This is a genomic window from Bacillus sp. FDAARGOS_1420, assembly GCF_019344915.1.
Classification (GTDB): Bacteria; Bacillota; Bacilli; order Bacillales; family Bacillaceae_G; genus Bacillus_A; species Bacillus_A mycoides.
The window spans coordinates 1,608,104-1,633,886 of sequence record NZ_JAHWJB010000002.1; the positions used below are offsets into that span (position 1 = coordinate 1,608,104).

Consider the following 25,783-nt stretch of genomic DNA (forward strand, 5'->3'; position numbering starts at 1 on the left):
GGATTCTATATAAATATACTAAAATTGAACAAATTTTTAATTTTATACTTAACTCCAAAAATCCTCTTACTAAAGAGAATCTTCGTAACGTTTTTCCAGACATAGCCGAAAGTACAATTAGTAAAACGCTAGTTTCCTTGTAGCTGCTTGGTCAAATAAAGCTGGTTTCAGGAGGAAGAAATGCTCAATGTATACAGGTTTAATTCTGTATTAATAATTATTAGGGGGAACAACACATCGCTATCTATATCTAAAATGTTATATAAAACTATTGAATCTTTTATTCGTAAAAACAGAGGTGTAAAATGAATTTTATTTCCGAACTACTTGTTACCTTTGCAATTCCTACAATACAACTCACATTCTTGTTACTACTCATTTTTGTTTTTAGCTACTTTGTAGTATACAAAAAGGTATGTAAAGGAGGGGGGGAATTTACCGTACAACAAGTTATATTGTTTATATTGATAATAGGATATTATTCCCTTGTATTATCAGCTACTTCATTTGGTCGTCCAGATGATATAACTTTTGCAAGAACAATTGACTTTGATGTACTTAGTGTTTATAAAAAAGCATGGAATACCTTTTCATTTTCTTCTTTTTTCCATATCATTGTGAATATAGGTATGCTTTTTCCGTTAGGAATTTTATTACCTTTATTTAGTAATGTTTTTCAAAAAACAAAATGGATGTTAATCAGCTCAATTATAGCAAGTTTATTGATTGAAATCCTTGAATTTATAATGCAACGTGGAAGTATGGAACTAGCCGATTTACTTCATAATACTTTAGGAATGATGCTAGGATATTCTATGTTAAATATAGTTCTTATATTGTTGAAGAAAAAAGAAACAGATACACAAATGACCAAATATTTATTTCTTCCGATTACAGTAAGTTTTGTTACACTTGGAATAATGATTTCGTATCAAATGAAGGAATTTGGGAATATGCCTCTAGATCCCATTACAAAAACAGACATGACTGATGTCACTATAAAAACATCAATAGAGTTAAAAGACGAAGGTAATAAAATGCCTGTTTACAAAGAGGAAATTACAAAAATGCCTAATGACAATGAGCCAGTTACAAAAAAATCACATATTCGAGATGTCGAAATTCTGTCTCCCAAAGAAGTATTTCAAAAACTAAAACAAGGAGACTTTGATCCTATAATATCTTTCAAAGCAGGTGATACATTAGTCATTACAGATTATAATATAGATTACTACGCTGATACAAAAGGCTTTTCTCAACCTATATATGTTTTTCAAGTACGCTTAAATGATAATGGGAAAGATAGTTGGTCTCAACCTATTTCTGCGAGAAAATAACGTAGATTTTCATGTTTTTGTTCATGTGAAATAGTTTAATCGAGTTGTCTTGCTCATTTAAAAAATCTCCTATGGAATTTAATTGAAATTGAAAAACATTTAAGAAGAACAATTACGCTGCGGGCTATTGTATAGTGTAGATATGAATAACAAAAAAGGGGGACTATATATGTGGAAGCGATTTGTAGCGATTGGTGATAGTTTTACAGAGGGGATAGGGGATGAAGTTGAGGGAATAGCATTAAAAAGCTGGGTAGATCATTTTGTTCAACTGTGTGTAGATGATTTAAAATATGCTAATTTTGCAAAACGTGGGTTAGTAACTAAAGAAATTCGCTCACAGCAATTGGAACAGGCATTAACTTTTAATCCAGATTTGGTTGGTCTAATTGCAGGTGCAAACGATGTTTTAAAAGGACGTTGGAATCATCAAGCATATAAGAACGATATGGAATTTATGATAGATACATTAAGTAAAGCAGGTGCTGATATTATTATAGCAAACCTTCCAGATTTTACTGTTAGGCTTCCATTTCCTTCTGAAAAAAAACAAGTATTAAAAGAACAATTATTTGAGGCAAATGAAGTTATACTTTCACTGAGTAGAGAGTATAAGCTTCATCATGTTGACTTTTGGGATCATCATTTAGTTAATGACAATACGCTTTGGTCTACGGATTTAATTCATCCAAACTCAAAAGGATATGTAAAAGTTGCTGAATTGATTTTTAGTAGTTTGCCTGTACATGACTCTTTTAAATAAGCTGTAGAATGACCTAAACTCCTGTCGCATGCTGTACAGGGGTTTTTGGTGCGAATAAGAAGGATATAGAGTGCCTATAAATTATACTTTAAGTAATTCTTTTTATTGTTTATATTTTTGTTATTTTCTGTTGCAGAATCCTTATTATAAGGATTCTTTTTTTGTATCAATAATCTATAAAGAAAAAAGATGAAATTGGCGAAAATGAACTAAAAGGTATTTTAAATGAATTGTTAAAACAACACTAATAATGATAACGTTCGCGAAATATATTCGTCGTTTGTAAGAATCTTAAAATCTTCCCTTTTTGAATGCAGCTTAACCATAAATTTAATTTTTTTGTAAATGTGGAACTATTTCATTACTTACACTGTCTATTAAGCGTTAAAACATTTTTTATTTAACATATTTAGAAAGGAATAATCATTTTTAATTAAGGGAGAAGATTGAATTGAAAAAAATATGGATGCTGCTTTTCTTTTGTTTTGGAGTTATGTTGGTAGGATGCAATAAAGATGAGCCGCCAAAACAAGCATTTGAAGAATATATCAATTTATGGAATGATAAAAAATTTACAAATATGTATGATCGTTTATCAGAACATGCAAAAAAAACGATTTCTAAAAAGGAGTTCACAGAGAAATATCAAAAAATTTATGAGGGTATTGGAGTTAAGAATTTAAAAATTAAAATGAAAGGAGAGAATAATAAAGATAAAGAACTTTTTCTTTTTGAAGTTAATATGGATACGGATGGAGGAACTGTTTCATTCATCCATGAAGCAAAACTCGTGAAAGATAAAGATAAGGAATCTTGGAAAATAGATTGGACACCAGACTTCATTTTCCCAGGTATGAAAAAAGATTACAAAGTACGTATGCAAACAGAGCAAGGAAAACGAGGGGAAATATATGATCGAAATGGAAAAGGGCTTGCAACGAATGGTAAAGCGTCTGAAGTTGGAATTATTCCAGAGAAACTAGGTGAAACGGCAGCGCAAACGAAAGAAATAGTAGCACAATTACTTGATATGTCTATAGAAGAGGTCGATCAGAAGCTCGCAGCAAAATGGATAAAACCAGATTCCTTTGTACCAATTGGTATTTTAAAAGAGGGAACCAGACAGAATGATTATATTGAATTAGAAGGAGTTTTATCTCGCCCAGTAAATATTCGTACGTATCCATTAGGAGAAGCAGCGGCACACTTAACGGGATATATAGGAAAGGTAAATGCAGAGGAGTTAAAATCGCTTCAAAAAAAAGGTTATCAAGCAGATGATTTAGTGGGTAAGACAGGTTTAGAGAAAGTATTAGAGAATAAATTGCGTGGTGAAAAGGGTGGACGCGTATTTATGGAAGATGAGAACGGGAAAGAGATTAAAAACGTAGCAAAACAAGAAGCAAAAAAAGGGGAAAATGTTACGTTAACTATTGATGCTGCAATTCAAGAAAAAATCTTTAATGAGATAAAAAATGAAGCAGGATCTAGTGCAGCGGTCAATCCTAAAACGGGTGAAACAATCGCACTTGTAAGTAGCCCTGCTTATAATCCAAATACAATAGTTAGAGGAGCATCAAAAGCTCAACGGGAAGCATGGAATAATGACTCGAAACTGCCAATGATGAATCGCTTCACACAAGCATTTGTACCAGGTTCCGTATTTAAAACGATAACAGGTGCAATTGGTTTGGAAACAAACACAATAAATCCTAAGGAAGAATTTAAAATTCAAGGATTAAAGTGGACAAAAGATTCATCTTGGGGAAATTATTATGTAACACGTGTGAAGGATGCTAGTCCAGTTGATTTTGATAAGGCAATGAAGTACTCTGATAATATTTATTTTGCTCAACAAGCTTTGAAAATAGGAAAAGATCAGTATGTAAATGAATTTAAGAAATACGGATTTCATGAAAAATTACCAATTGAATACGAATTCCCTATTTCAATCATTGCAAAAGATGGGATAAAAAATGATATTCAACTAGCAGACACGGGGTACGGACAAGGACAAGTATTAATGACACCTCTTCATTTAGCATTGACTTATGCACCGATTGTCAATGAGGGTAACATTCCGTCACCGCATCTTATGAAAAAAACAAAAGAAGCGGGAAATTGGAAAGAAAATGTAATTTCTACCAAGAATCAAGAGATATTAAAAAGTGCGTTAATAAAGGTTATTAATGATCCTGATGGTGCTGGGAGAATTGCTAAAGTTGATGGTGTAACTCTCGCTGGTAAGACGGGTACAGCAGAACTGAAAGAATCGAAAGAAGCAGAGGGTAAAGAACTTGGATGGTTTGTAGCTTTCGATGCAAGCGCGCCAAACATGATTGTTACCATGATGATTGAAGATGTAAAAGGGAGAGGCGGGAGCAACGTTCCAGGTGAAAAAATAAAACATGTTTTTCAGAAATAATACTTAATTAGAAGGTGAAATTTACTTCTTTAGTAAATATACAAACCTTACCGATTCAAGATTATATTAGGAATCGGTTAATTTATGTCTAAACGCAGATTTTATGATTTTAATAATCGTATTTAATTACGTGTTTTTTACACAATTAAATACGATTATTTTTTATTTGAAAATTATAAAATAACAAATTTTTAAATATTAAATTAGATAATTGAAATTTAAAAAATAAGAGCTATTATACTTAACTTTATTTTCAGAAATATTACAAAACTGTTAGTTTGAAGTAAGGTTATTCAATATAAGTAAGAGGGGAATTTCTTTATACTAAAAGATAAAAGTATTAATTAGATATTTCTAGATAATAAATAGATACATAAATAAAAGGAGCTAAATGTATGTATAAAATCATGATTGTAGAAGATGACCGAAAAATTTCTAAACTACTTCAATCCCATATTAATAAGTACGGGTATGAAGGGAATATTACAGAGGATTTTGAAAATATTTTGGCTAACTTTGAAAAAATTCAACCTGATTTAGTTTTATTAGATGTAAATTTACCGAGTTTTGATGGTTTCTACTGGTGCCGACAAATTAGAACGGTCTCTACTTGTCCCATTATATTTATATCAGCACGTAGTGGAGAGATGGAGCAAGTTATGGCACTTGAACATGGTGCAGACGATTATATCACTAAACCGTTTCATCATGAAGTTGTAATGGCAAAAATCCGAAGTCATCTTCGAAGAATTTACGGAGAATACGCACCGAAAGCGGAAGAAAGAGTTGTTCAGCAATCCGGTTTAATACTTTATCCAGAAAAAATGGAATTAAAGCTAAATGATAGCATGTGTATACTGTCAAAAAAAGAAACTGTTTTACTAGAAACTCTCTTACGACAATCTCCTAGTATTGTTAGTCGAGAGAAAATCTTAGAAAAACTTTGGGATGACTATACGTATGTAGATGATAATACGTTAAGTGTAAATGTTACACGTGTCCGAAAAAAATTAGAGGAAATCGGAATAAAAAATGCATTAGAAACAGTTCGTGGTGCTGGATATCGTTTGAAAATAACTTGGAAGAATGATGAGGTATAATAATGAATTTATTTTTACGTGAACATATCCCTTTCATCTGTTTCTCAATCATTCAGCTATTTGTCGTTCTAACTGTTTATTGGCTGGATGGATATAACCACTTATCTACTGCGTTATATAGTGTGTTTTTAGGAGGATGCTTTTTAATTGCGTTTTTACTGTATCGCTACTTTAGCCATCGTAGATTTTATAACAAATTATCCAACCCTTCTGAAACATTAGAGGACTCCTTAGAAGAACTCGATTCCACTCCATTATCAGTAGCACTTCAGCGTGTGTTAAAGACACAATACAGTCAATATCATACTTGGGAATATAAACAAAAAGAGCACCTTACATTTATTAATCAATGGGTGCATCAGATGAAAACGCCTCTATCAGTTATTGAACTGATCACACAAGAAGAGAATGGGGAGGTTTTTGAAAGTATTGTGGAAGAAGTAGATCAAATGCAGTACGGATTAGAAATGGTCTTATATATGGCGCGATTACAAACGTTTGAGCAAGATTTTTATGTGGAAAGAGTTTCGTTACAGGAAATCGTTCAAGAAGTAATCCGTGAAAATAAACGTCTGTTTATCCGTAGCTATGTTTATCCAGAAGTAAAAGTAAAACAAACTATTATGGTAGAAACCGATAGAAAGTGGCTTCGGTTTGTTATTCATCAAGTGATATCCAATGCCATTAAGTATTCAGCAGGAAGTAGAAAAAACGTTACTATTACTACATTAGAAGAAGAGCGCTCAGTAATCCTTGAAATACACGATCATGGTGTAGGAATTCCAAAAGAAGACCTCCCGAGAGTATTCCGCCCATTTTATACGGGAATAAATGGTCGGAAATTTAAGGAATCTACTGGGATGGGATTATATCTTGTGAAAAATATTATAAAAAGATTGGAACATGATATTGAAATAAAGTCGGAAGTAGGAAAAGGAACAACAATCTGTATTATTTTCCCTTATGCAAATCGTTAGAACGGTGTTTAGTTTGATTTTTCAGAAATATTACAGACCTGTTAGATATATGAAAGGTTAATCGATATGAGAAGAAGGGACGCTTAGATAAACTTAGGTTATTAAAAGATAAAAAGGAGCAAAACGATATGGAAATATTAAAGGTCTGTGAACTGAGTAAAATCTATACAGGAAAGGTATCTTATGAAGCGCTCGCCGACATTAATTTGAGTGTGAAAAAAGGGGAGTTTGTAGGAATAATGGGACCATCAGGAAGTGGAAAAACTACTTTGTTGAACATGGTTTCTACTATTGATTCTCCCACATCAGGAGAAATATTGATTAATGGAGAAAATCCATATCAATTATCTCAAAATGAACTGGCATTATTTCGAAGACGTGAATTAGGTTTTGTGTTTCAAGCATTCAATCTTCTTACAACATTAACTGTAAAAGAAAATATTGTTCTTCCTCTGACGTTAGATGGTACTAAAGTTGAGGATATGAATCAGCGTGTAGAAGGTATTGCAGAAAAATTAGGCATTCAAGATATATTAAATAAACGAACATATGAAATATCGGGCGGACAAGCACAAAGAACAGCAATTGCACGTGCTCTAATTCATAAACCTAAATTATTACTTGCAGATGAGCCGACAGGAAACTTAGATTCAAAAGCGGCTAATGATGTAATGGAGTTATTAAAACGATTAAATAAAGAACAAGATGCAACAATGATGCTTGTTACGCACGATCCAGTGGCTGCAAGTTTTTGTGATCGCGTTGTATTTATTAAAGATGGAAAATTATATAACGAAATTTATAACGGAGAAAACCAACAAATGTTTTATCAAAAAATTATAGATGTACTTGCATTACTAGGAGGTCGTAAGCATGACTTTTCAAAGATTCGCTTTTAATAATATCATTCGAAGTAAGCGGACTTATGCTGCACACTTTCTAAGTAGCTCATTTTCAGTTATGGTTTTTTTTACATATTCACTCTTACTTTTTCATCCTGATTTACAAGGAGAACTAGCCTCCACAAGTAAAACAATGAGCCTTTTAGGAACAATGGGGATGCAAATCTCTCAATATCTCATTTTTGTATTTTCATTCTTCTTTCTTTTATATTCGGTGAGTTCTTTTTTAAAAACAAGAAAAAAAGAATTTGGAATTTTAATCATGCATGGTATGACACCGGCGCAGTTAAATAAATTAATTTTTTTAGAAAATATGTTAATTGGAGTCGCTTCAATTACATTTGGTATCTTAATTGGTTTAATATTTTCAAAGCTCAATTTATTGGCAAGTGAAAATATATTAGCGATTGATAAGGGTCTTCCTTTTTACGTTCCTATAAAAGCTGTCTTTACGACAACTGGCGCATTTTTGATTCTGTTTCTAGTCATTTCGTTGTTTACTTCTAAAATGGTAAAAGCAAACAAGTTAATTGATTTGATGAAATCAGAGGAAAAGCCAAAACCAGAGCCAAAGGCATCAAAATCATTAGCATTCCTTTCCGTATTATTAATTGGGTTAGGGTATGGATGTGTGTTCTATTTCGTACTAGAAAGAAACTTCATTATGCCTTACTTACTTGGAGGGGTAGTCTTTGTAGTGATAGGGACATATTTTCTATTTTCACAGTTGAGCGTGTATGTAATACGTGTCTTAAAGAAAAAAGACACTTTGTTTTTTAATAAAACAAACCTTCTTACTATATCTGAATTGACCTATCGTATGAAGGATAATGCAACTATGTTCTTTATGCTAGCGATTGTTTCCGCTGTGGCCTTCACAGGGATTGGTACATGCCTAGCAATGGGAAATAAGGGATTAACCGAAATGACCAACCCATTTGCATTTACCTATACTTCGTTAGGAGAAAATGCACAAGAAGAAGAGCACATTACAGAAATGAAAAAACAACTTACTCGCTCAAATTTCTCTTATCAGGTAGCGGTTACGAATCCTAAATTCACGGAAAATAATTTAGTGCTAATCAAAGTATCAGAGTATAACAAGTTTGCAAAAATTTTCGGATATGAAATGGAAAAGATGGATAACGATCAAGAAGCGACCATAGTACCCTCAATCATTTCGCAAAAAGAAAAGTATGCAAGAGGAAAAGATATACCTGAAAAAATAGATGTAGTACAGGAAAACTTAGAAATGTCCCTCCGGGTCAAGAAGGCGGTCCCACATATAGTTCTCCCAAATTCAATTGGAGCCATTATTGTTGTTTCGGATTCTCTGTACGATAAAATCCCTAACAGAAAGACGGAAGATGATTCTTACGTAATGAAAAGTCAATATGGTTTTGTCGTGGAAAATTGGGAGAAATCAAGAGTGGTTACAAAAAAATTAGAAGAAACAATGGGTAATCATAATTCGGGGCAAGCACATTATTATTTTAAAGCGTTGTATTCTGAATGGATTTCTTCGAAACAAGAGAACGGCATTTTACTTATCGTCAGTGTTTTAGTAGGTATTGTATTCTTTACGTTTGCAGCCAGCCTATTATATTTCAGGCTATATGCAGATTTAGAAAGAGAACAACAACAATACGAAATGATTGCAAAGGTCGGTCTAAGTAGAAAAGAACTAAAGAAAATCGTAACACGACAGCTTATACTAATGTTCTTCTTGCCTATCATTATAGCGATTATTCATAGCGGGGTCGCTTTTATAGCCTTGCAACAGCTAATTGACTACTCTGTTTTAAAGATTTCGATTTTAATTATACTAGCCTTTATATCCATTCAAAGTGTGTACTTTTTCACTGTCCGTTGGCGTTATTTACAACGGTTATATAAAAAAATCATGTAACGTATTGATAAAACAAGCAAAGAGGAGAAAAAGAAATGAAAAAAGTAATGAAAGTGTGCGTGGCAGGGATTGTATCTATTTCTATGTTAGGAGCTTGTTCTTTTGGGAAGAAAGAGGAACCAAGGAATGCCGCTTTATTAATTGGAGGAGAACAATCATTAAAAGGAATAGTAAATCAACATAAAAGTGAAATTAAGACCAACACTTTGTATAAAGTGAAGCAAGCAGAAATTGATGGTAAACAAGTATTAATGATGGATCAAAAAACAGCGAAAAAAATGGTTGGGTTAGGTGTATTAAGAGAGTCAGATAATGATGATGAAGTATGGAGTTCAGACCCAATTAAGTCAGTACCTTCAGCTCCAAAAGGTAAAGCTGTCTTACTAGCTAGTAAGAAAAATAAAAAAATCAAGGAATTAACAATTAATGAAAAGAAAATAGATGTCCAGTATGCTAGTGATACTTGGTTCGGTCACTATCGTAATCCAAATTACGAGGAATTGATTGTAATTGTTGATAATGCAACTTTCAATCAGATTCCTGTAAATGAAACATCAATGGAAATCCTACATTTCAATAAATCGTATGGAGAAGATAGACCATACAACTCAGATGATGTTAAAGCTGCACAAGCAGAAACTGAATGGAAAAAACTCACTAAAACTATGGAGAGTCAAGTGGATGTATTAGATGCGGTTTCTATTATAAAAAAATAATGAAAATATATTTAATACAGAAAAACCAGGATGATTTTAAGAATTTATCCTGGTCTTTTTTATTACATTTTTTTAAGAAATATCATCTGTCGAAAAAAAGATAAACAATGGAACAAATGAAACTTGTATCATGTCTATATATTGAAACCATATTAAAAGTGAGGGCAGCTTTATGTTTATTCAAATAAGTTTGAGGTGTGGAAATGGAACAGAAGTTTATTGAAAAATGTAATCATGATGAGCTTGACTATGTTATAAAAGACTATTGGCAAGATGTATGGAATTATTCATTTATTATTACGAAAGATCCACACTTATCAGATGACATCACACAAGATGTGTTTATTAAGGTTTTTAAACATTGGAATTCGTTTCGAAAGGAGTCATCTATTAAAACGTGGATATTAAAAATTACAAGAAATACGGCAATAAACTATTTGAAATCCTCTTATTTTAAAAGGATATCTTTAGTGGGATTTTTTAGTGACGATAAGCAATCTCCATCGGCAGAACAAGAATTTTTTAATCAAGAGGAAATGAATGATGTGTGGGATGTTGTATTAAAACTACCTAAAAAACACCGCGAAATACTAATATTGGACGCGAAATATGAATTATCTTATGAAGAAATGGCTGAAACATTAGGTGTATCCATTGGAACAGTCAAATCTAGGTTAAGCAGAGCAAGAAGTAAAGTTTCAAAATTAATAGGGGAGGGTAGAAGTGATGAACAGTAAAAAAAATCCTGATTGGTATAGCAAATTAAAAAATGGACCAATGGAGCGTCGTAAAGATGAAGAAGCATTTATTTATAAAATAAAGCAATCGATATACCAAAATAGTGAAATAGACTCTGTACCATACAAGAGACCATTTCGTAAAAAAGCATTGCCTATTGTAGTTGTTTTGGTTTGTACAATGTTATTTTTTATTGTTCAACAACCTTGGCTTGATGATAATAAATCACCGGTACAAAGTAGTACTCAAATTAAGCCTAAAACAAAAGATGAGTCTGCTCAAGATCCATCATTAAAACAATTTATGAATGAGTTATATCGAAGTACAAATTCAAAAAATGAAAATGACCTGTATAGAGCGTTAAATGATGAAGTTCTATTTAAAGGGAAGAGTTATAAGAAGGATGAATTGAAATTTGATGAAGATATTTTTCATGAGTTGCAAATTGCTCTTACAATGGGGGGAGCATTTACAAATGATACAAAGCGAGCATACAAAGTACCAAGTGGATTGACAGAAAGTAACGAACCAAAGCAAGCGCATTATATATATGCAACTGTTACTGGAAATAAAACGAAAATTTTAGCTGAACCAAAGCGAGAATCACAAGTTTTATATGAAGTATCTAATGAAATGGTAAAAGCTTGGATTCCAGAAAAAGTGCAGAATAATGGATATATAAAAGTATCGACAATTAGCGGTAATACTGGATATGTACAAAAAGAGTATGTTTTAACTGATATTAAATATTCTTTCATGTTCGAAAAGGATCATGAAGGTAAATGGAAAATAACGAATATAGATTCTATATGGTAAAGAGGAAGGTTCACTTTAATGAACCTTCCTCTATGTTTTTATTCTCTTATTGAAGAGTATTCCAGTACTCTAAAATTTCTGATGTAACGAGAGCAGCAATGTTTTTTTCTGAATTACTACCAGGAATAACGACAGAAACGGCAATTCGTGGATCTTCGGTAGGAGCATATGCAATGAAAAGAGAATGGTTTATCATTCTTTCTTGCTCATTCGGAGCACCTGTTATGCCTGTTTTACCTGCGACATGGAAGGGTAAGTTTTTAATTTCCTCTATATTTTGACTCATTCCACCTTGCACGACATTCCAAAAGTCCATTGGATAATGATTTGAACTTTCTATAATTGGTTTGAATTTCTTTGTTTCCTTACCATTTTGATCAATAATAGCACTTACGATTTGAGGTTTATATTTATCACCTTTACTTGCTAAAGTTGCTGCATATTGAGCAAGTTGAAGAGGAGTGTGTACTTCATTTCCTCCCCAAGAGGCATTTAATAAGGCGGAGATACCATTTTCAAACTTGTTTGTTGGATGAAATTCATATTGCCCGTCTTCTTCAAAAGGTAAATCAACCCCGGTTTTAGAACGAAGGCCAAATTGCTTTAAATACTCTGTCCATATATGTGCAACTTTTTCTATATTCCCATTATTTTGGTTGAATAAGGGTAGAGCTACTTTGGCTGTCATAAATGTGTTAGATGAATTAATGATAGCCTGCCTCGGTGTAATCTCACCTGTTGGCGTTCCAGGTGCATTCGTAATGTTATTTTGATTATCATACTGAAAAGTACCTTTATCTAAATAAGTATCTTCAGGTTGAAAAAGTTTTTCGTTTAATCCAATTAAAATAGTAAGTGGCTTTATAGTAGAGGCCATATTTACATAAGATTCACCATACTTTAATTTTTGAATTGCTTTATTTTGCGAAAGTGATTTGATGTTTTCTTTTTTAGATGATACTTGTTCATATAATGTATTTGGATCAAACACTGCTGAGTTGGCCATAGTTAAAATTGCGCCAGTTTTCACATCGGTTACCACAACGTAACCAGCATTAACATCAGTTATTTTCTTGATTTGAGATCTTAATGCCTCCTCTGTTTTTTGCTGCAACTTAGAGTCTAAAGCTAGCCGGACATCTTTTCCTTTTTGTACTTGTTGCATGTTCCATAAGAACTTTTTATTATTCATTTTAAAAATAAGAGTTTTTCCGGGTTTTCCTTTTAAATCATTTTCATATTGCAGTTCAATCCCGCTTTTTCCAACGGGTACATTTTTAGAATTAAGGTCATTTTCTACATACCCAATTACTTGTGAAGCAATTTCGTTCTTTGGGTAATATCGAATGAATTCGTCTTTGATCACTACATTTTTAGGTTTATTCTTGTTTATGAATGAAATTTCATTTTCATTTATATCAGAGTATAAGGATATTTCATTCATAGTCTGCTTATTAGAGGATTGTTGTAATTGAGATTTTATGTCCTCTGTAGAAATGTCATGTTGAAACTCGTTTGAAAATTGATTGAAAAAAGCTAATGTGTTTGATGTATCTTTATTCGATAGTTTTTCATCATTAGAAGTGCAATATAGAGACTTAACTTTCTTATTTGTAGCTAGTATTACACCATTTTGATCAAGAATTTTTCCTCTTTCAGCTGAAGAAGTTGCGATAGTAATTGAAATGAAGTTGATTTTTAATAAAATTAGTAAAATCACACTTACAATAGAAAGAACCGCAAAAAATCTCCATCTTTTCGTATGTAACATATAACCCTCCCTTATGTAGCCTATTCCATCTTATAGTTAATTATTTTTTTTGTAAATGTGGAACAACTTTATGATTTAGATTGTCTATTAAGTATTACAGCATGAAGAAAGGAACAATCAGTATGAAAAAAAGTACATGTTAATAGTAAGTCTATGTGTAAGTTTAATATGAGTCATTATACAGTTTAGCATTTCTAATGCAGGCGACAAAAAAATAGAGAAAAAAACAGGAAGGGAGATTTATCAATTACGCGGCTAAACCAAAAGGAATGTATGCTTACAAGGATTTAACAAAAAAGATAAGACACTATTATAACTGAATAGTGGTTTCTAATATATAGGGAACGCTTTTAGTATATTTATTTACTAAGTATTAGTGAGGATTTCCTGAAGGATTATATGGAGGATTTATGAAAGAACAAAAAGTAAAGAAACAGAAGACATATATATCTATTCGATTGAATATAATGTTCCTTTGCATATTTGTACTATTCTCAGCTATTATTATGCAGCTAGGAAAAGTACAAATCGTTGAGGGAGAGGCTTATAAGAACCAAGTGGAAAACAGTCAAAATGAAATAACTAGTATACCAGTTCCACGTGGACAGATTCTAGATCGAGAAGGGAAAACGGTCGTTAATAATAAATCTCTTCGCACAATTACGTATACAAGGGTGAAGGGGATTACGAGTGAAGATATTTTAAAAACAGCAAAAGACTTGGCGAAGGTACTTGAAATGCCTGAGCAAGATATAAATAAATTAACTGATATCGATAAAAAAGATTTCTGGATGCAATTGAATACGAAACGTGCGGAATCAAAGATTACTAAAAACGACATAGGAAAGTTTAAAGAAAAGGGAATAGAGGGAAAAGAACTAGACAAAAAAATTCAAGACTTAAGACGAAGTCGCGTTACAGAAGTAGAATTGGCAGAATTAACAGCACAAGATTTAAAGGTGTTAGCTATTAAAAGTAAAATGAGTTCAGGTTATCAACTGACACCACAAATTATAAAAAAAGATGTGACAGATCAAGAATATGCGCGGATAAGTGAAAAACTTGCGGAGTTTCCAGGAGTAGATACAACAGTTGATTGGGAACGTAATTATGTAAATGGTAATTTATTTCGTTCCGTGTTAGGTAATATTACAAGTAGTGAAGAAGGATTACCGAAAGAAAACTTAGATTCTTATTTGGTACGTGGATATAACCGTAATGATCGTGTAGGAAAAAGTTATATTGAACAACGATATGAAGATGTATTACACGGCACAAAAGAAGAAGTGAAAAACATTACTGATAAATCAGGAAACATTATAAACACAGAAATAATCTCTAAAGGAAAAAGTGGTAGTAGTTTAACATTAACGATTGATATGGAATTACAAAAGAAAGTGGAAGAAAGTATAGAGAAAAATTTGAGAGCTTTTAAGAGTTCAGAGCCATTGTTGGACCGAGCGTTTGTCGTCATGACAAATCCAAATAACGGACAGATTTTATCTATGGCAGGCAAAAAGATTGTAGAAAAAGAAGGGAAAATAGAGATTGAGGACTTGGCATTAGGTAACATGACAACTTCGTATGAGCTAGGATCAGCTGTAAAAGGCGCAACGTTATTAACTGGATATGAGACAGGGGCAATACAGCCAGGAGATCAATTTTATGATGCACCGATGAAATTTAAAGGTACACAAGCCAAGAAATCATGGAATGTATCCGGATTTGGTAATATTAATGATTTACGAGCTTTACAAGTATCTTCGAATGTATACATGTTCCAGACAGCTTTAAAAATTGCGGGAGTTAATTACGTACCGAATGGTTCATTGGATATTAAACAAGAAGCATTTGATAAAATGCGTTATTATTTTAAACAATTTGGTTTAGGGGTACCAACAGGTATTGATTTACCGAATGAAATAATTGGGCAAACGAGAAAAGTAGATAGTCAACCTGGGTTTCTACTAGATTTTTCTATCGGTCAGTATGATACGTATACGCCATTGCAATTGGCACAATATATTTCAACTATTGCAAATGGTGGATATAGAATGCAACCCCAAATTGTACAAGAAATACGAGAGCAATCAATAAAAGAAGAAGAGGTCGGTAAAGTTATACGCTCTATAGAGCCTGTCGTATTAAATCGAGTTGATATGAAGAAAGAACATATTGATCGGATAAAAGAAGGTTTTAGATGGGTATTCCAAGAAGGTGATGGAACTGGCGTGAAGTATTTCAAAAATGCGCCATATAAACCAGCAGGAAAGACAGGGACAGCTCAAACTGTATATGGTGGAGATGATCCAATTGGTAGAAATGCAAAAGGAGAACGTATGGAATGTTACAACTTAACATTAGTTGGATATGCTCCATATGATAATCCAGAAGTAGCATTTTCTGTAGTAGTCCCATGGCTTCATGATGATAAAAATGGAATTAATTCTATAATTGGAAAGGAAATTTTAGATGTATACTTTGATTTAAAAAAGCAACGTATACATAGTGAAGCTGCTAGTACAGATAGTTCGAATCAAAATTAGTAAAATTTGTGCACTTTTCTCAGGGGAAGAGACCCTGTTTATATAAAAGCCTTTATAAGTTAAAGAAAAAGGAAATTTGAAATAAGAGATAGCGGCTATCATAGTTGCTATCTCTTACTTTTGTTAATATCTTGGCTACTAGTTAAAAAGGTTTTAAATTTATGGAACAAACTTGTTTCTTAGATGGTCTATTATGTGTACGTATAAAAACAGGTTTTCAAATAGGATACAGTGTATTGAATTTACTACTTGTTTTCAGTATTGAAAATTTGAAAGGAATGATGATTTTGAAAAACAAGAGGATGCTAAAAATAGGTTTATGTGTTGGTATATTAGGTTTAAGTCTTACAAGCCTAGAAGCTTTTACAGGAGGGGCATTGCAAGTTGAAGCGAAAGAAAAGACCGGACCAGTTAAACATAAAAATCATGCGACGTATAAAGAATTCTCTCAACTTGAGAAAAAATTTGATGCTCGATTAGGTGTGTATGCTATTGATACTGGTACAAATCGAACAATTGCTTATCGACCTAACGAAAGATTTGCCTTTGCATCAACCTACAAGGCATTAGCGGCAGGAGTATTGCTACAGCAAAACTCAATTGATAAATTAAATGAAGTTATCACTTATACGAAAGACGACTTAGTTGAATATTCACCCATTACAGAGAAACATGTAGATACAGGCATGAAACTTGGGGAAATTGCAGAGGCGGCTGTTCGTTCCAGTGATAATACCGCCGGGAACATTTTATTTAATAAAATAGGCGGACCTAAAGGATATGAAAAAGCACTTAGACAGATGGGTGATCGGGTTACTATGGCTGATCGCTTTGAGCCAGAGTTAAACGAAGCTACTCCAGGAGACGTTCGTGACACTAGTACAGCGAAAGCAATTGCTACGAATCTGAAAGCTTTAACGGTCGGAAATGCGCTTCCAGCTCATAAACGTAACATTCTTACAGAGTGGATGAAAGGAAATGCTACAGGAGACAAACTTATTCGTGCAGGCGTACCAACTGACTGGATAGTTGGAGATAAATCAGGAGCTGGAAGTTATGGGACACGCAATGATATTGCTATCGTTTGGCCGCCGAACAGGGCACCTATTATCATTGCAATCTTATCTAGTAAAGATGAGAAAGAAGCTACCTATGATAATAAATTAATTGCAGAGGCAACTGAAGTGATAGTTAAGGCTCTTAAATGATAATTTCTCAATTCTTTATGTAATGTAATTGAAAATAGGAACCTAGAAAGCGATTCTTTTACTGTGAAAAGAATCGCTTTTTTGTATTCCTATAATAATAGTAAGTATATAAGCAAAAATTATTATTTCATGGATAATTTATCCTCTAAAGTTCATGAGGGGAGTTTTCTCCTGTGGTGTTCGTAGTAACATGATTATTATATATACGATAATAATATTTTGGCGTATGTATGCTAGTTACTCCTATATGAATATGTAATTTTACATATCCATATAAAAGACACATATGCGTCAATCACTATTAAATTATATTAAAATCATTTTCGGATGAGGGATTCATATAGGATTTGGGGAATAAAAGGATTTTTATGTTTAATTATCATAGTATAATTATTTCACTTTATGAAATGAAATTTGGATTTAACTTTTTTAAATATAATATTTTATAATTTGAATAATTAATATCTGAAAAATCAAATTTAATCAAAGCGATTTTCTGGTTTACTTATGAAAAACATAGTGTTTAAAATGAGGGGGAAGTAAGGTCCTTATATTCTATCAAAAATAAATAAAAAACGAGATGTAATTACTTTTTTGGAAAAATCTTTATCCTCAAGTATATGTGAAGAAATCCTAACGTTAGGTTGTACAAAATTTACGATTAAAACTGTAAAAGACAATAGTGAAGAGGTGTACGGAATGAAGAATAAAATTATGACAGGATTTTTAATAACATCAATCGTTACTGGAGCGACTATTCCTATCAATACTCTCGCAACGCCAATCGTTCAGGCAGAAATGAAACAAGAAAATATAGATATTTCCTCAGCATTACGAAAAATAGGTGCACACTCCAAATTAACACAAACCTTTATAGATGGAGCCTTAGCAAGTCCGAATGTGCAACTTGAAGAAGTTCCATCTTTAAATACAACTCAATTTCTAATTAAACAAGATATGAAAGAGTGGTCATCAGAACTATATCCAAAATTAATTCTACTAAATTCAAAAAGTAAAGGATTTGCAACCAAATTTAATAGCTATTATCCAACATTAAAAGGATTTGTAGATAATAAGGAAGATAAAGAAGGGTTTATAGATAGACTGGAAGTTCTTCAAGATATGACTATAACAAACCAAGAAAACGTGCAACGTCAGATTAATGAGTTAACAGATCTTAAACTACAGGTAGATAAGAAACTGAAAAATCTTGATACAGATGTGGTAAAAGCACAGAGTGTACTTAGTTCAGAGGGAACAGGAAAAATAGACAAGTTAAAAAATGAAATGCTAAATACAAAAAAATCAATTCAAAATGATTTAGAGCAAATAGCATTATTACCAGGAGCTTTAAATGAACAAGGGCTAAAGGTATTCCAAGAAATTTATAGCCTATCAAAAGATATCATTGAACCGGCTGCTCAAACAGCGGTAGTAGCGTATAGCAAAGGAAAAGAAATAAACAATGCTATTGTAGAAGCAGAGAAGAAAGCAGAGCAAGAAGCAACAGAAAAAGGAAAATCAGCTATAGAAATTGAAGCTGCCAAAAAAGAAGTACGTGAAGCGATAGAGAAAAGTAAAAAAGGTGAAATTGCTGCAGCTGCAGTTACAAAAACGAAAGAGTATGATCTTATGAAAGTGATTGATCCTGAAAAAATTAAAAAAACATATAGTACCTTTGCCGAAATTAATAAACTAACAGCAGAGCAACGAGCGCATTTAGATGATCTAGAGAAACAAAATCAAAAATTATATGACTTAACAACTAAATTAACAGTAGCAGATTTACAAAAATCAATGATTCTTTTCATGCAAAATGATTTGCATACATTTGCTAATCAAGTAGATGGAGAAATTGAGCTAATGAAACGTTATAAAGAGGATTTGAATCTAATAAATAATAGTATTACAAAATTATTGACTGAAGTTGATACTAGTAACACTCAGTCTCAAAAAGATACATTAAGACGACTAAAAAATGTAACAAATCAACTCGAAGAACAAGTTTATAAATTTTAATATTAAGAAATAAGGTTTAATGAAAAAATTATAACGCAACTGAAAATAAGGAGGAGAATCAAAAAATGAAATTTCCACTTAAGGTCATAACTTTGGCCACTTTAGCAACGGTTATAACTGCTACGAATGGTAGTACTATTCACGCACTTGCACAAGAACAGACAGCACAAGAACAGAAAATAGAAAATTATACGTTAGGACCTGAAGGATTAAAGAAAGTGTTGGCTGAAACAGGCTCTCATATTCTTGTAATGGATTTGTACGCAAAAACAATGATTAAGCAACCGAATGTAAATTTATCCAACATTGATTTAGGTTCAGGAGGGGGAGAATTAATCAAAAACATTCACCTGAATCAGGAACTGTCACGAATCAATGCAAATTACTGGCTAGATACAGCGAAGCCAAACATTCAAAAGACAGCACGTAATATTGTAAATTATGATGAACAATTTCAAAATTATTACGACACACTAGTAAATACTGTAAAAAAGAAAGATAAGGCGGGCCTCAAAGAAGGAATAGGGGATTTAATCGGTACAATTCATACAAATTCAAATGAAGTTACGGAAGTTATTAAGATGTTAGAAGCTTTCAAAACAAAGTTGTATACAAATACTGTAGATTTTAAAAATAATGTTGGAGGTCCAGATGGACAAGGGGGATTAACGGCTATATTAGCGGGAAAACAAGCACTAGTCCCACAACTTCAGGCCGAAATTGAGAATTTACGTTCTACGCAGAAAGCACATTTTGATAATGTATTAGCCTGGTCAATTGGTGGTGGATTAGGAGCAGCTATTTTAGTTATTGGAACGATTGCAGGAGCGGTAGTAATTGTTGTGACCGGTGGCACAGCGACACCAGCTGTTGTTGGTGGTCTAACAGCTCTAGGGGCAGCTGGTATCGGTTTAGGAACAGCAGCTGGTGTTGAGGCATCTAATCATATGAACTCCTATAATGAAATTTCGAATAAAATTGGAGAATTAAGTATGAAAGCTGATTTAGCTAACCAAGCAGTTATTTCACTTACTAATACAAAAGACACTTTAACATATTTGTATCAAACAGTTGATCAAGCAATTATGTCTCTAACAAGTATTCAGCAACAATGGAATACGATGGGAGCGAATTATAAAGATCTATATGATAATATCGACCAAATGCAAGAACATAAACTTTCTTTAATACCTGATGATTTAAAGGCTGCAAAACAAAGTTGGAATGATATTCATAAGGATGCAGAATTCATTTCAAAAGACATTGCTTTTAAACAAGAAAAAACAAATTAAAAATCAATATATATGTATGGGAGGAATTAAAATGAATAAAAGCTTTCCTTATAAACTACTTGCTGTATCGACGTTTTTAACTCTGACAACAACTACTGTAGTTTCTCCAGTGGCAGCCTTCGCAAGTGAAAGTAAAATGGAACAAACTAGTACCGAAGATATATCTCTTTCTGTAAACAGCGAAAAGATGAAAAAAGCTTTGCAAGATGCTGGGGTATTTGCAAAATCCATGAATGATTACTCTTATTTGTTAATTAAAAACCCAGATGTTAACTTTGAAGGAATTGACATTAAAGGATATACAAATCTACCTAGTCAAATTCTACAAGATCAAAAGAATGCAAGAGAGCATGCTACGAAATGGGATTCACACATAAAAAAACAACTTTTAGATACACTGACGGGGATTGTAGAGTATGATACTAAATTCGACAATTATTATGACACATTAGTAGAAGCGATTAATGAAGGGGATGCAGACACATTAAAAGAAGGCATGACAGATTTACAAGGTGAGATTAAACAAAATCAAGCATATACACAGAATTTAATACAAGAACTAGCTAAGTTAAGAGATAGTATTGGAGAAGATGTCCGAGCATTTGCAGGTCATAAAGATATTTTGCATTCGATTCTGAAAAACCAAGCATCTGGAATTGATGAAGATGAAAAGCGCCTAAATGAAGTTTTAGAGCAAGTAAGACATTTTAAACAAGTAGAATCAGATGGAATAATAACTGTATCAATTCCCTCAATTCCTACGTGGATTGCTGGTGGTGTAATGATAGGGGTAGCAAGAAATAATTTAGGTACGTTAGAGCCGTTGTTAGCACAATTACGTCAGACTATAGATTATAAAGTAACATTAAATCGTGTAGTTGGTGTTGCGTATAATAATATTAATGAAATGCACAATGCGATTGGATCGGCTATTAATGCACTTACCTATATGTCTGCACAATGGCATGATTTAGATTCTCAATATTCGGGAGTGCTTAGTCATATTGATAAAGCATCCCAAAAAGCGGATCAAAATAAATTCAAATTCCTAAAACCTAATTTGAATGCAGCGAAAGATAGTTGGAAAACATTGAGAGCGGATGCGTTTACATTAAAAGAAGGGATAAAAACATTAAAAATGGATCCTGTTTCTTCAAAAAAATAGCGGAATACAGTATTTGTTGCAAGGGCATTTATACAGTTATAAAATGATTTTTTGTTCTTTATAAATTGAAAAGACGGAGGTATCATCAGGCCTCTGTCTTTTATTTTATTGAAATATTTTTATAATTCCATCCTATATGTAGAAAGTAGTTATACAAGTTTGAATTTTTAAGGTGAATGATTTTTATGAATTTTTCCATAAAACCTAATCTATGATTAGTGAGCTTTATATTCTTATTTTCCTAATTGAATACTTTTATACAATTAGATGGAAGTTAACAATACTAAATCAAAACATAATAGGTTGTTATTGATGAGTTTATCGTAAAGTTGTTATTTTATGTGTCATCAAATAACATTTATAAACAATTAGAAATAAAGAAAAGGAGACTATTATGAGAAAAAATAGAGTATTAGATACAACATAAATAGCGTAAAAAATTTTTGGTGTAAAAACGTAATAAATAAAATAATAATCCTTAAATGTACTAAGGGAAAATGAGGGAGATAATATGGGGAATAACTCAAAATATAAAACTAGAAAAATACTTGCAGCTACCGCTACAGTAACTATGCTTACGACTGGAATGGTTTCTTCATCAGATGTCTTTGCAGAGGAAACAAAGCAGCAAAAAAAAATATCGACATCACTGCAAGAAGAAAAGTCAGTTAAATCAGAAAACAGAAGATATACAGTCCCAGGAAAAGGGGATGTTGAGGTACTGAAACAACAGGAAAGAAAAAGTATGGCATTTAGTCCATATGAACCCACTGGTTTATATGCAAAGCCAAATGAACAAATAACGATTAATGTAGAAGGAAATCAAAATATTCAAGCATACATTGGAACGTATTCGTATGATGCTTCTTGGAGAGAAGATTCTAAAATAAAATCATTTACATTAAAACCTGGTATAAACACAATCCAATCTCCAAATGGGGGGATGATTTATTTTTATAATAAACAACAAGGTGGTACCATTCGAACAACAGTCACAACAGGTGGAACGACTACTCCTTTTTTTGAACTAGGAAAGCATACGAAACAAGATTTAATAAACATGCTGGACCAATATCCCAATGCACATGCAGTGGAGTTAAAAGGAGAACGTGTATTAATTACGGCCAGCCCTGCACGTGTTAAGAAATATTTGTTAGGTTCTAATACAGATCCTGTACAACTCTTAAAAAAGATGGATGAAGCTACTCGAATTCAAGACAAAGTAGCTGGTTTATCCGAGGAACAAGTAGATAAACATTATATTCATTACGTAGAAGAAAATCATTCTCCCGATTATTATATGTATGCAACTTCTTATCGAACCGCATATGTAGGAGATGCAATCCAATACGTGTTAGATATTAATAAATTTATAAAAGATGGCTGGGGTCCTTGGCATGAGGCAGGGCATTTGAGACAGCAATCACCTTGGAAGTTTTATAATATGACAGAAGTACAAAATAATATTTACAGCCTTTCTGTAGAAAAAGCATTTACATCTAATCAATCTTTTAGATTGCAACAGGAGGGCGCTTATACTAAGGCATTTCAATACTTAGAACAACCTAATAAAAATTATGACGAAGTTAGTGATGTTTTTGTTAAGCTTGTTATGCTTTGGCAACTACAGTTAGCATATGGAGAGGACTTCTATCCTAAATTGCATCAATTGTATAGAGACATGTCTTCAAGTGAACTTCCACAAACTGATGAAAATAAAAAACAATTATTTATGATTTCGGCATCAAAAGTAGCTAAACAAAATTTGATACCTTTCTTTGAGAAGTGGGGATTGCGTCCAAATAACGATACCATTCAAAAAGTGGCTGCATTAGGATATCCAATTTTAACAGCAGAGATTTGGAAGGGTACGGATTCTAATCCAATTAAACCAGATGTGCCTAATGAAAATAATATTTTAGAAGGAAGCCAATTTGCATGGTCCCTAAAAGGAATTAGTGATTTCGAGTTTGCTAAAATCAATTTCAATAAGTCGAAAGAAGAAATGCAAATTGACTTACAAGCAGGCGTACCGCATCATTATTTTAATGAAACATATGCGAGTATTAAAGTACAAAATGCATCAGGAAAAGTAGTATACAATAAAGATATTTATGGAAACAAACAACAAAATGCTGAATTGCAAAAAGTTCCAGTCAAAGTAGGCGATTATATTGAGTTAACACATCTAGAAGGTGTGCATAGAGCTACTTTCACAAATGTAGACAACAGTAAACAAGAAAGCTTTGGAAAAAAAGCAATGTATGAAGTCACAAAAGAAGGCTTGAAGAAAGTAGAAAAAATGCCAGAAGCAACGGTTTTAGACGGAAATCAATTTGGTTGGTCTTTAAAGGGATATAGTGATAGAGAAATCGCAAAAGTAGATTATAATAGGGTAACAGAGAAAATGCAGGTGAATTTAGAAGCAGGCGTACCACATTCTTATTTTAATAATACGTATGCAAGTATCAAAGTACAGAATTCATCCGGTAGTGTTGTGTACAATAAGGAAATAGTGGGAAATAGACAGCAAACTGCTGAAAGACAAACTGTGCCAGTCAAAGTGGGAGATTATATCGAGTTTACCCATATAGAAGGGGAAGCAGTAAAGGAAAAGACACGGGCTACACTTATTAACCTTGAGAATAGTAAACAGGAATATATAGGTAAGAAAAGAACCTATCAAGTTACTTCAACAGGTTTACACAAAATAGATTAACATGAAGAACATTCAAATTATTAGTAAGATGCTAAATAGTCGTTCATTATGAACGGCTATTTGGCTTTTATTTATATAAAAGTGAAATATAATCCAATGTTTAATGATTTATCAGAAGTAAAAAGGTAGGTATTATATAAAAGAAAATGAATAATTTATGCAGAGCTTGTATATGGTATTATTATTTAACTATTCTAAAATCAATTGATAAAAACGCTGGAATGTTTTTTAGAAAACAACTGAATCCATAGGTGGAATTTGGAAGATTAATTCTATTTTGGAGTTTATTTTTATAAGGAAATTCACATACGTGGATTAGTATTAAGATTCAAAATGTAAAATATCTAAAGACCTAAGTACAAGCACACATTTTAAATAAAAAAAGTGAGAAGAATGAATAACATTCTTCTCACTTTTAGCAATTAGGGTCGGCATATACATAAATATGCGTTTGAGTGGAATTTTGGATGAAAAATCCACATGCATAGTATACCAAAATATTTAAGGCCCTTCGTATGCAATATTGCATACGAAGAGTAGGTGGATATAATAGTTAACTTACTTCTATTAAAAGTAAAATGTGTTTATATTAAAAAGCTTAAAATCCAATTGAAGCTGGTTAAGATCTTAATTCTTCATAGCTACCTAATTAATCAATTTTAGCTACTGAGTAGGAAAGAGTTAATTAATTTGAAAATGATTTGAGTAGGTAAATTCTCCGTTATACTTAATTACTGCAATATATGTCCCTTTAGTATATACATTTGTAATTGGTGTTCTCCAAATTTCTAACCCTTTAGGCGTAGTAATAAATTCTGGTTCAATTGTAATAAAGCGTTGTAAAGTACCGTCAGGGTGAACCTTGAAAATCTTCATTTTGGCACCAAAATGCGCTCTACCAAAACGTTGAGTTAAGTAGAAATTATCTCCTGTTATGAGGTGTTCAATATTCCAGTCGGGTTGGTATGTACTATTTTCAGCTCCCTATAAATCAAAGGCTACGGGAAATATGGTAATAGCAATTCTCACATTATTGAGGGACTGGAAAAACAACAAAGACGTTCTCAAATGCATGTATAGATATTTATAACAAAGATTCAAAAAAGAATAGGTAATATAGCTATTGGAATAAGATTGTTTTTGTCTATCTCCTGAAAAGGAGGATGGACAAACCATACCAAAGAAACTTGCATTTCATTATCTATAGAAGTGTAATGTCATTAAAGTGAGATAGGATACAGGCTAATATTGAGAAATGTAAAGTTTGTAGAGTTTGAAACAAATTAAAGAAGTAACATAAGGGATTTACGCATATAGTAATGTCGACGGATAAAGTTAACGGAATATTCATTTTAATAAGATAAAATAATAGTATTTTTA

The 25,783-nt window shown here is 32.4% G+C and carries 18 protein-coding genes and 1 pseudogene; 17 read left to right on the forward strand and 2 right to left on the reverse strand.

Annotation, left to right across the window (positions count from 1 at the left end; translation table 11 throughout):
* Positions 1-11: 11 nt before the first annotated feature.
* The 11 genes and pseudogenes from I6L50_RS34935 to I6L50_RS18555 all read left to right on the forward strand — a co-directional run.
* Positions 12-143, forward strand: a pseudogene (locus tag I6L50_RS34935) (Fic family protein); the annotation flags it as partial.
* Between the two features lie 162 nt (positions 144-305).
* Positions 306-1,337, forward strand: a complete 1,032-nt coding sequence (locus I6L50_RS18510; protein WP_219302282.1) for a VanZ family protein — start codon at positions 306-308, stop codon at positions 1,335-1,337.
* Positions 1,338-1,506: 169 nt separating this feature from the next.
* Positions 1,507-2,100 carry an SGNH/GDSL hydrolase family protein gene (locus tag I6L50_RS18515; protein ID WP_219302283.1) on the forward strand — a complete coding sequence of 198 codons (594 nt, stop codon included), beginning with the start codon at positions 1,507-1,509 and terminating at the stop codon, positions 2,098-2,100.
* Between the two features lie 451 nt (positions 2,101-2,551).
* On the forward strand, positions 2,552-4,525 hold the full coding sequence (locus I6L50_RS18520) for a penicillin-binding transpeptidase domain-containing protein (RefSeq protein WP_219302284.1): 1,974 nt from the start codon (positions 2,552-2,554) through the stop codon (positions 4,523-4,525).
* Positions 4,526-4,920: 395 nt separating this feature from the next.
* Complete coding sequence (locus I6L50_RS18525; protein ID WP_219302285.1) at positions 4,921-5,625, forward strand: response regulator transcription factor; 705 nt, start codon at positions 4,921-4,923, stop codon at positions 5,623-5,625.
* 2 nt (positions 5,626-5,627) lie between these two features.
* Entirely contained in the window at positions 5,628-6,602 is a 975-nt protein-coding gene (locus tag I6L50_RS18530) for a sensor histidine kinase (protein WP_219302286.1), read from the forward strand.
* Positions 6,603-6,730: 128 nt separating this feature from the next.
* A complete protein-coding gene (locus I6L50_RS18535) occupies positions 6,731-7,501 on the forward strand; it encodes an ABC transporter ATP-binding protein (RefSeq protein ID WP_002017024.1) in 771 nt (256 codons plus the stop codon).
* A complete protein-coding gene (locus I6L50_RS18540; RefSeq protein WP_219302287.1) occupies positions 7,476-9,413 on the forward strand; it encodes an FtsX-like permease family protein in 1,938 nt (645 codons plus the stop codon). The genes I6L50_RS18535 and I6L50_RS18540 overlap by 26 nt, the downstream gene beginning before the upstream one ends.
* A gap of 35 nt (positions 9,414-9,448) precedes the next feature.
* Positions 9,449-10,129 (forward strand): lipoprotein BA_5634 family protein, encoded by a 681-nt coding sequence (locus I6L50_RS18545; protein WP_219302288.1) that lies wholly within the window; start codon positions 9,449-9,451, stop codon positions 10,127-10,129.
* A gap of 203 nt (positions 10,130-10,332) precedes the next feature.
* Positions 10,333-10,866, forward strand: coding sequence for an RNA polymerase sigma factor (locus I6L50_RS18550; RefSeq protein ID WP_002127457.1), 534 nt, complete (start codon positions 10,333-10,335; stop codon positions 10,864-10,866).
* Positions 10,856-11,683 carry an SH3 domain-containing protein gene (locus tag I6L50_RS18555; protein WP_219302289.1) on the forward strand — a complete coding sequence of 276 codons (828 nt, stop codon included), beginning with the start codon at positions 10,856-10,858 and terminating at the stop codon, positions 11,681-11,683. Before I6L50_RS18550 ends, I6L50_RS18555 begins: the two co-directional genes overlap by 11 nt.
* 46 nt (positions 11,684-11,729) lie before the next feature.
* Here the strand turns inward: I6L50_RS18555 and I6L50_RS18560 are convergent, their stop codons facing one another.
* Complete coding sequence (locus I6L50_RS18560) at positions 11,730-13,454, reverse strand: peptidoglycan D,D-transpeptidase FtsI family protein (protein ID WP_219302290.1); 1,725 nt, start codon at positions 13,452-13,454, stop codon at positions 11,730-11,732.
* Between the two features lie 410 nt (positions 13,455-13,864).
* On the opposite strand from I6L50_RS18560, the gene I6L50_RS18565 reads away from it, so the two are divergent.
* From I6L50_RS18565 to I6L50_RS18590, 6 genes are all read left to right on the forward strand, one after another.
* Entirely contained in the window at positions 13,865-16,000 is a 2,136-nt protein-coding gene (locus I6L50_RS18565; RefSeq protein ID WP_219302291.1) for a peptidoglycan D,D-transpeptidase FtsI family protein, read from the forward strand.
* Between the two features lie 281 nt (positions 16,001-16,281).
* Positions 16,282-17,208 carry a class A beta-lactamase Bla1 gene (gene bla / locus I6L50_RS18570; RefSeq protein WP_374108426.1) on the forward strand — a complete coding sequence of 309 codons (927 nt, stop codon included), beginning with the start codon at positions 16,282-16,284 and terminating at the stop codon, positions 17,206-17,208.
* Positions 17,209-17,907: 699 nt separating this feature from the next.
* Positions 17,908-19,227, forward strand: coding sequence for a hemolysin BL lytic component L2 (hblC, locus tag I6L50_RS18575; protein WP_219302292.1), 1,320 nt, complete (start codon positions 17,908-17,910; stop codon positions 19,225-19,227).
* 65 nt (positions 19,228-19,292) lie between these two features.
* Complete coding sequence (gene hblD, locus I6L50_RS18580; protein ID WP_219302293.1) at positions 19,293-20,519, forward strand: hemolysin BL lytic component L1; 1,227 nt, start codon at positions 19,293-19,295, stop codon at positions 20,517-20,519.
* 31 nt (positions 20,520-20,550) lie between these two features.
* A complete protein-coding gene (gene hblA / locus I6L50_RS18585) occupies positions 20,551-21,684 on the forward strand; it encodes a hemolysin BL binding component B (RefSeq protein WP_088039396.1) in 1,134 nt (377 codons plus the stop codon).
* A gap of 511 nt (positions 21,685-22,195) precedes the next feature.
* Positions 22,196-24,403: a M60 family metallopeptidase gene (locus tag I6L50_RS18590; protein ID WP_219302294.1), complete on the forward strand. Its 2,208-nt coding sequence runs from the start codon at positions 22,196-22,198 to the stop codon at positions 24,401-24,403.
* A gap of 681 nt (positions 24,404-25,084) precedes the next feature.
* On the opposite strand, the gene I6L50_RS18595 is transcribed toward I6L50_RS18590, so the two are convergent.
* Entirely contained in the window at positions 25,085-25,351 is a 267-nt protein-coding gene (locus I6L50_RS18595; protein ID WP_085960736.1) for a DUF5065 family protein, read from the reverse strand.
* Positions 25,352-25,783: the final 432 nt, after the last annotated feature.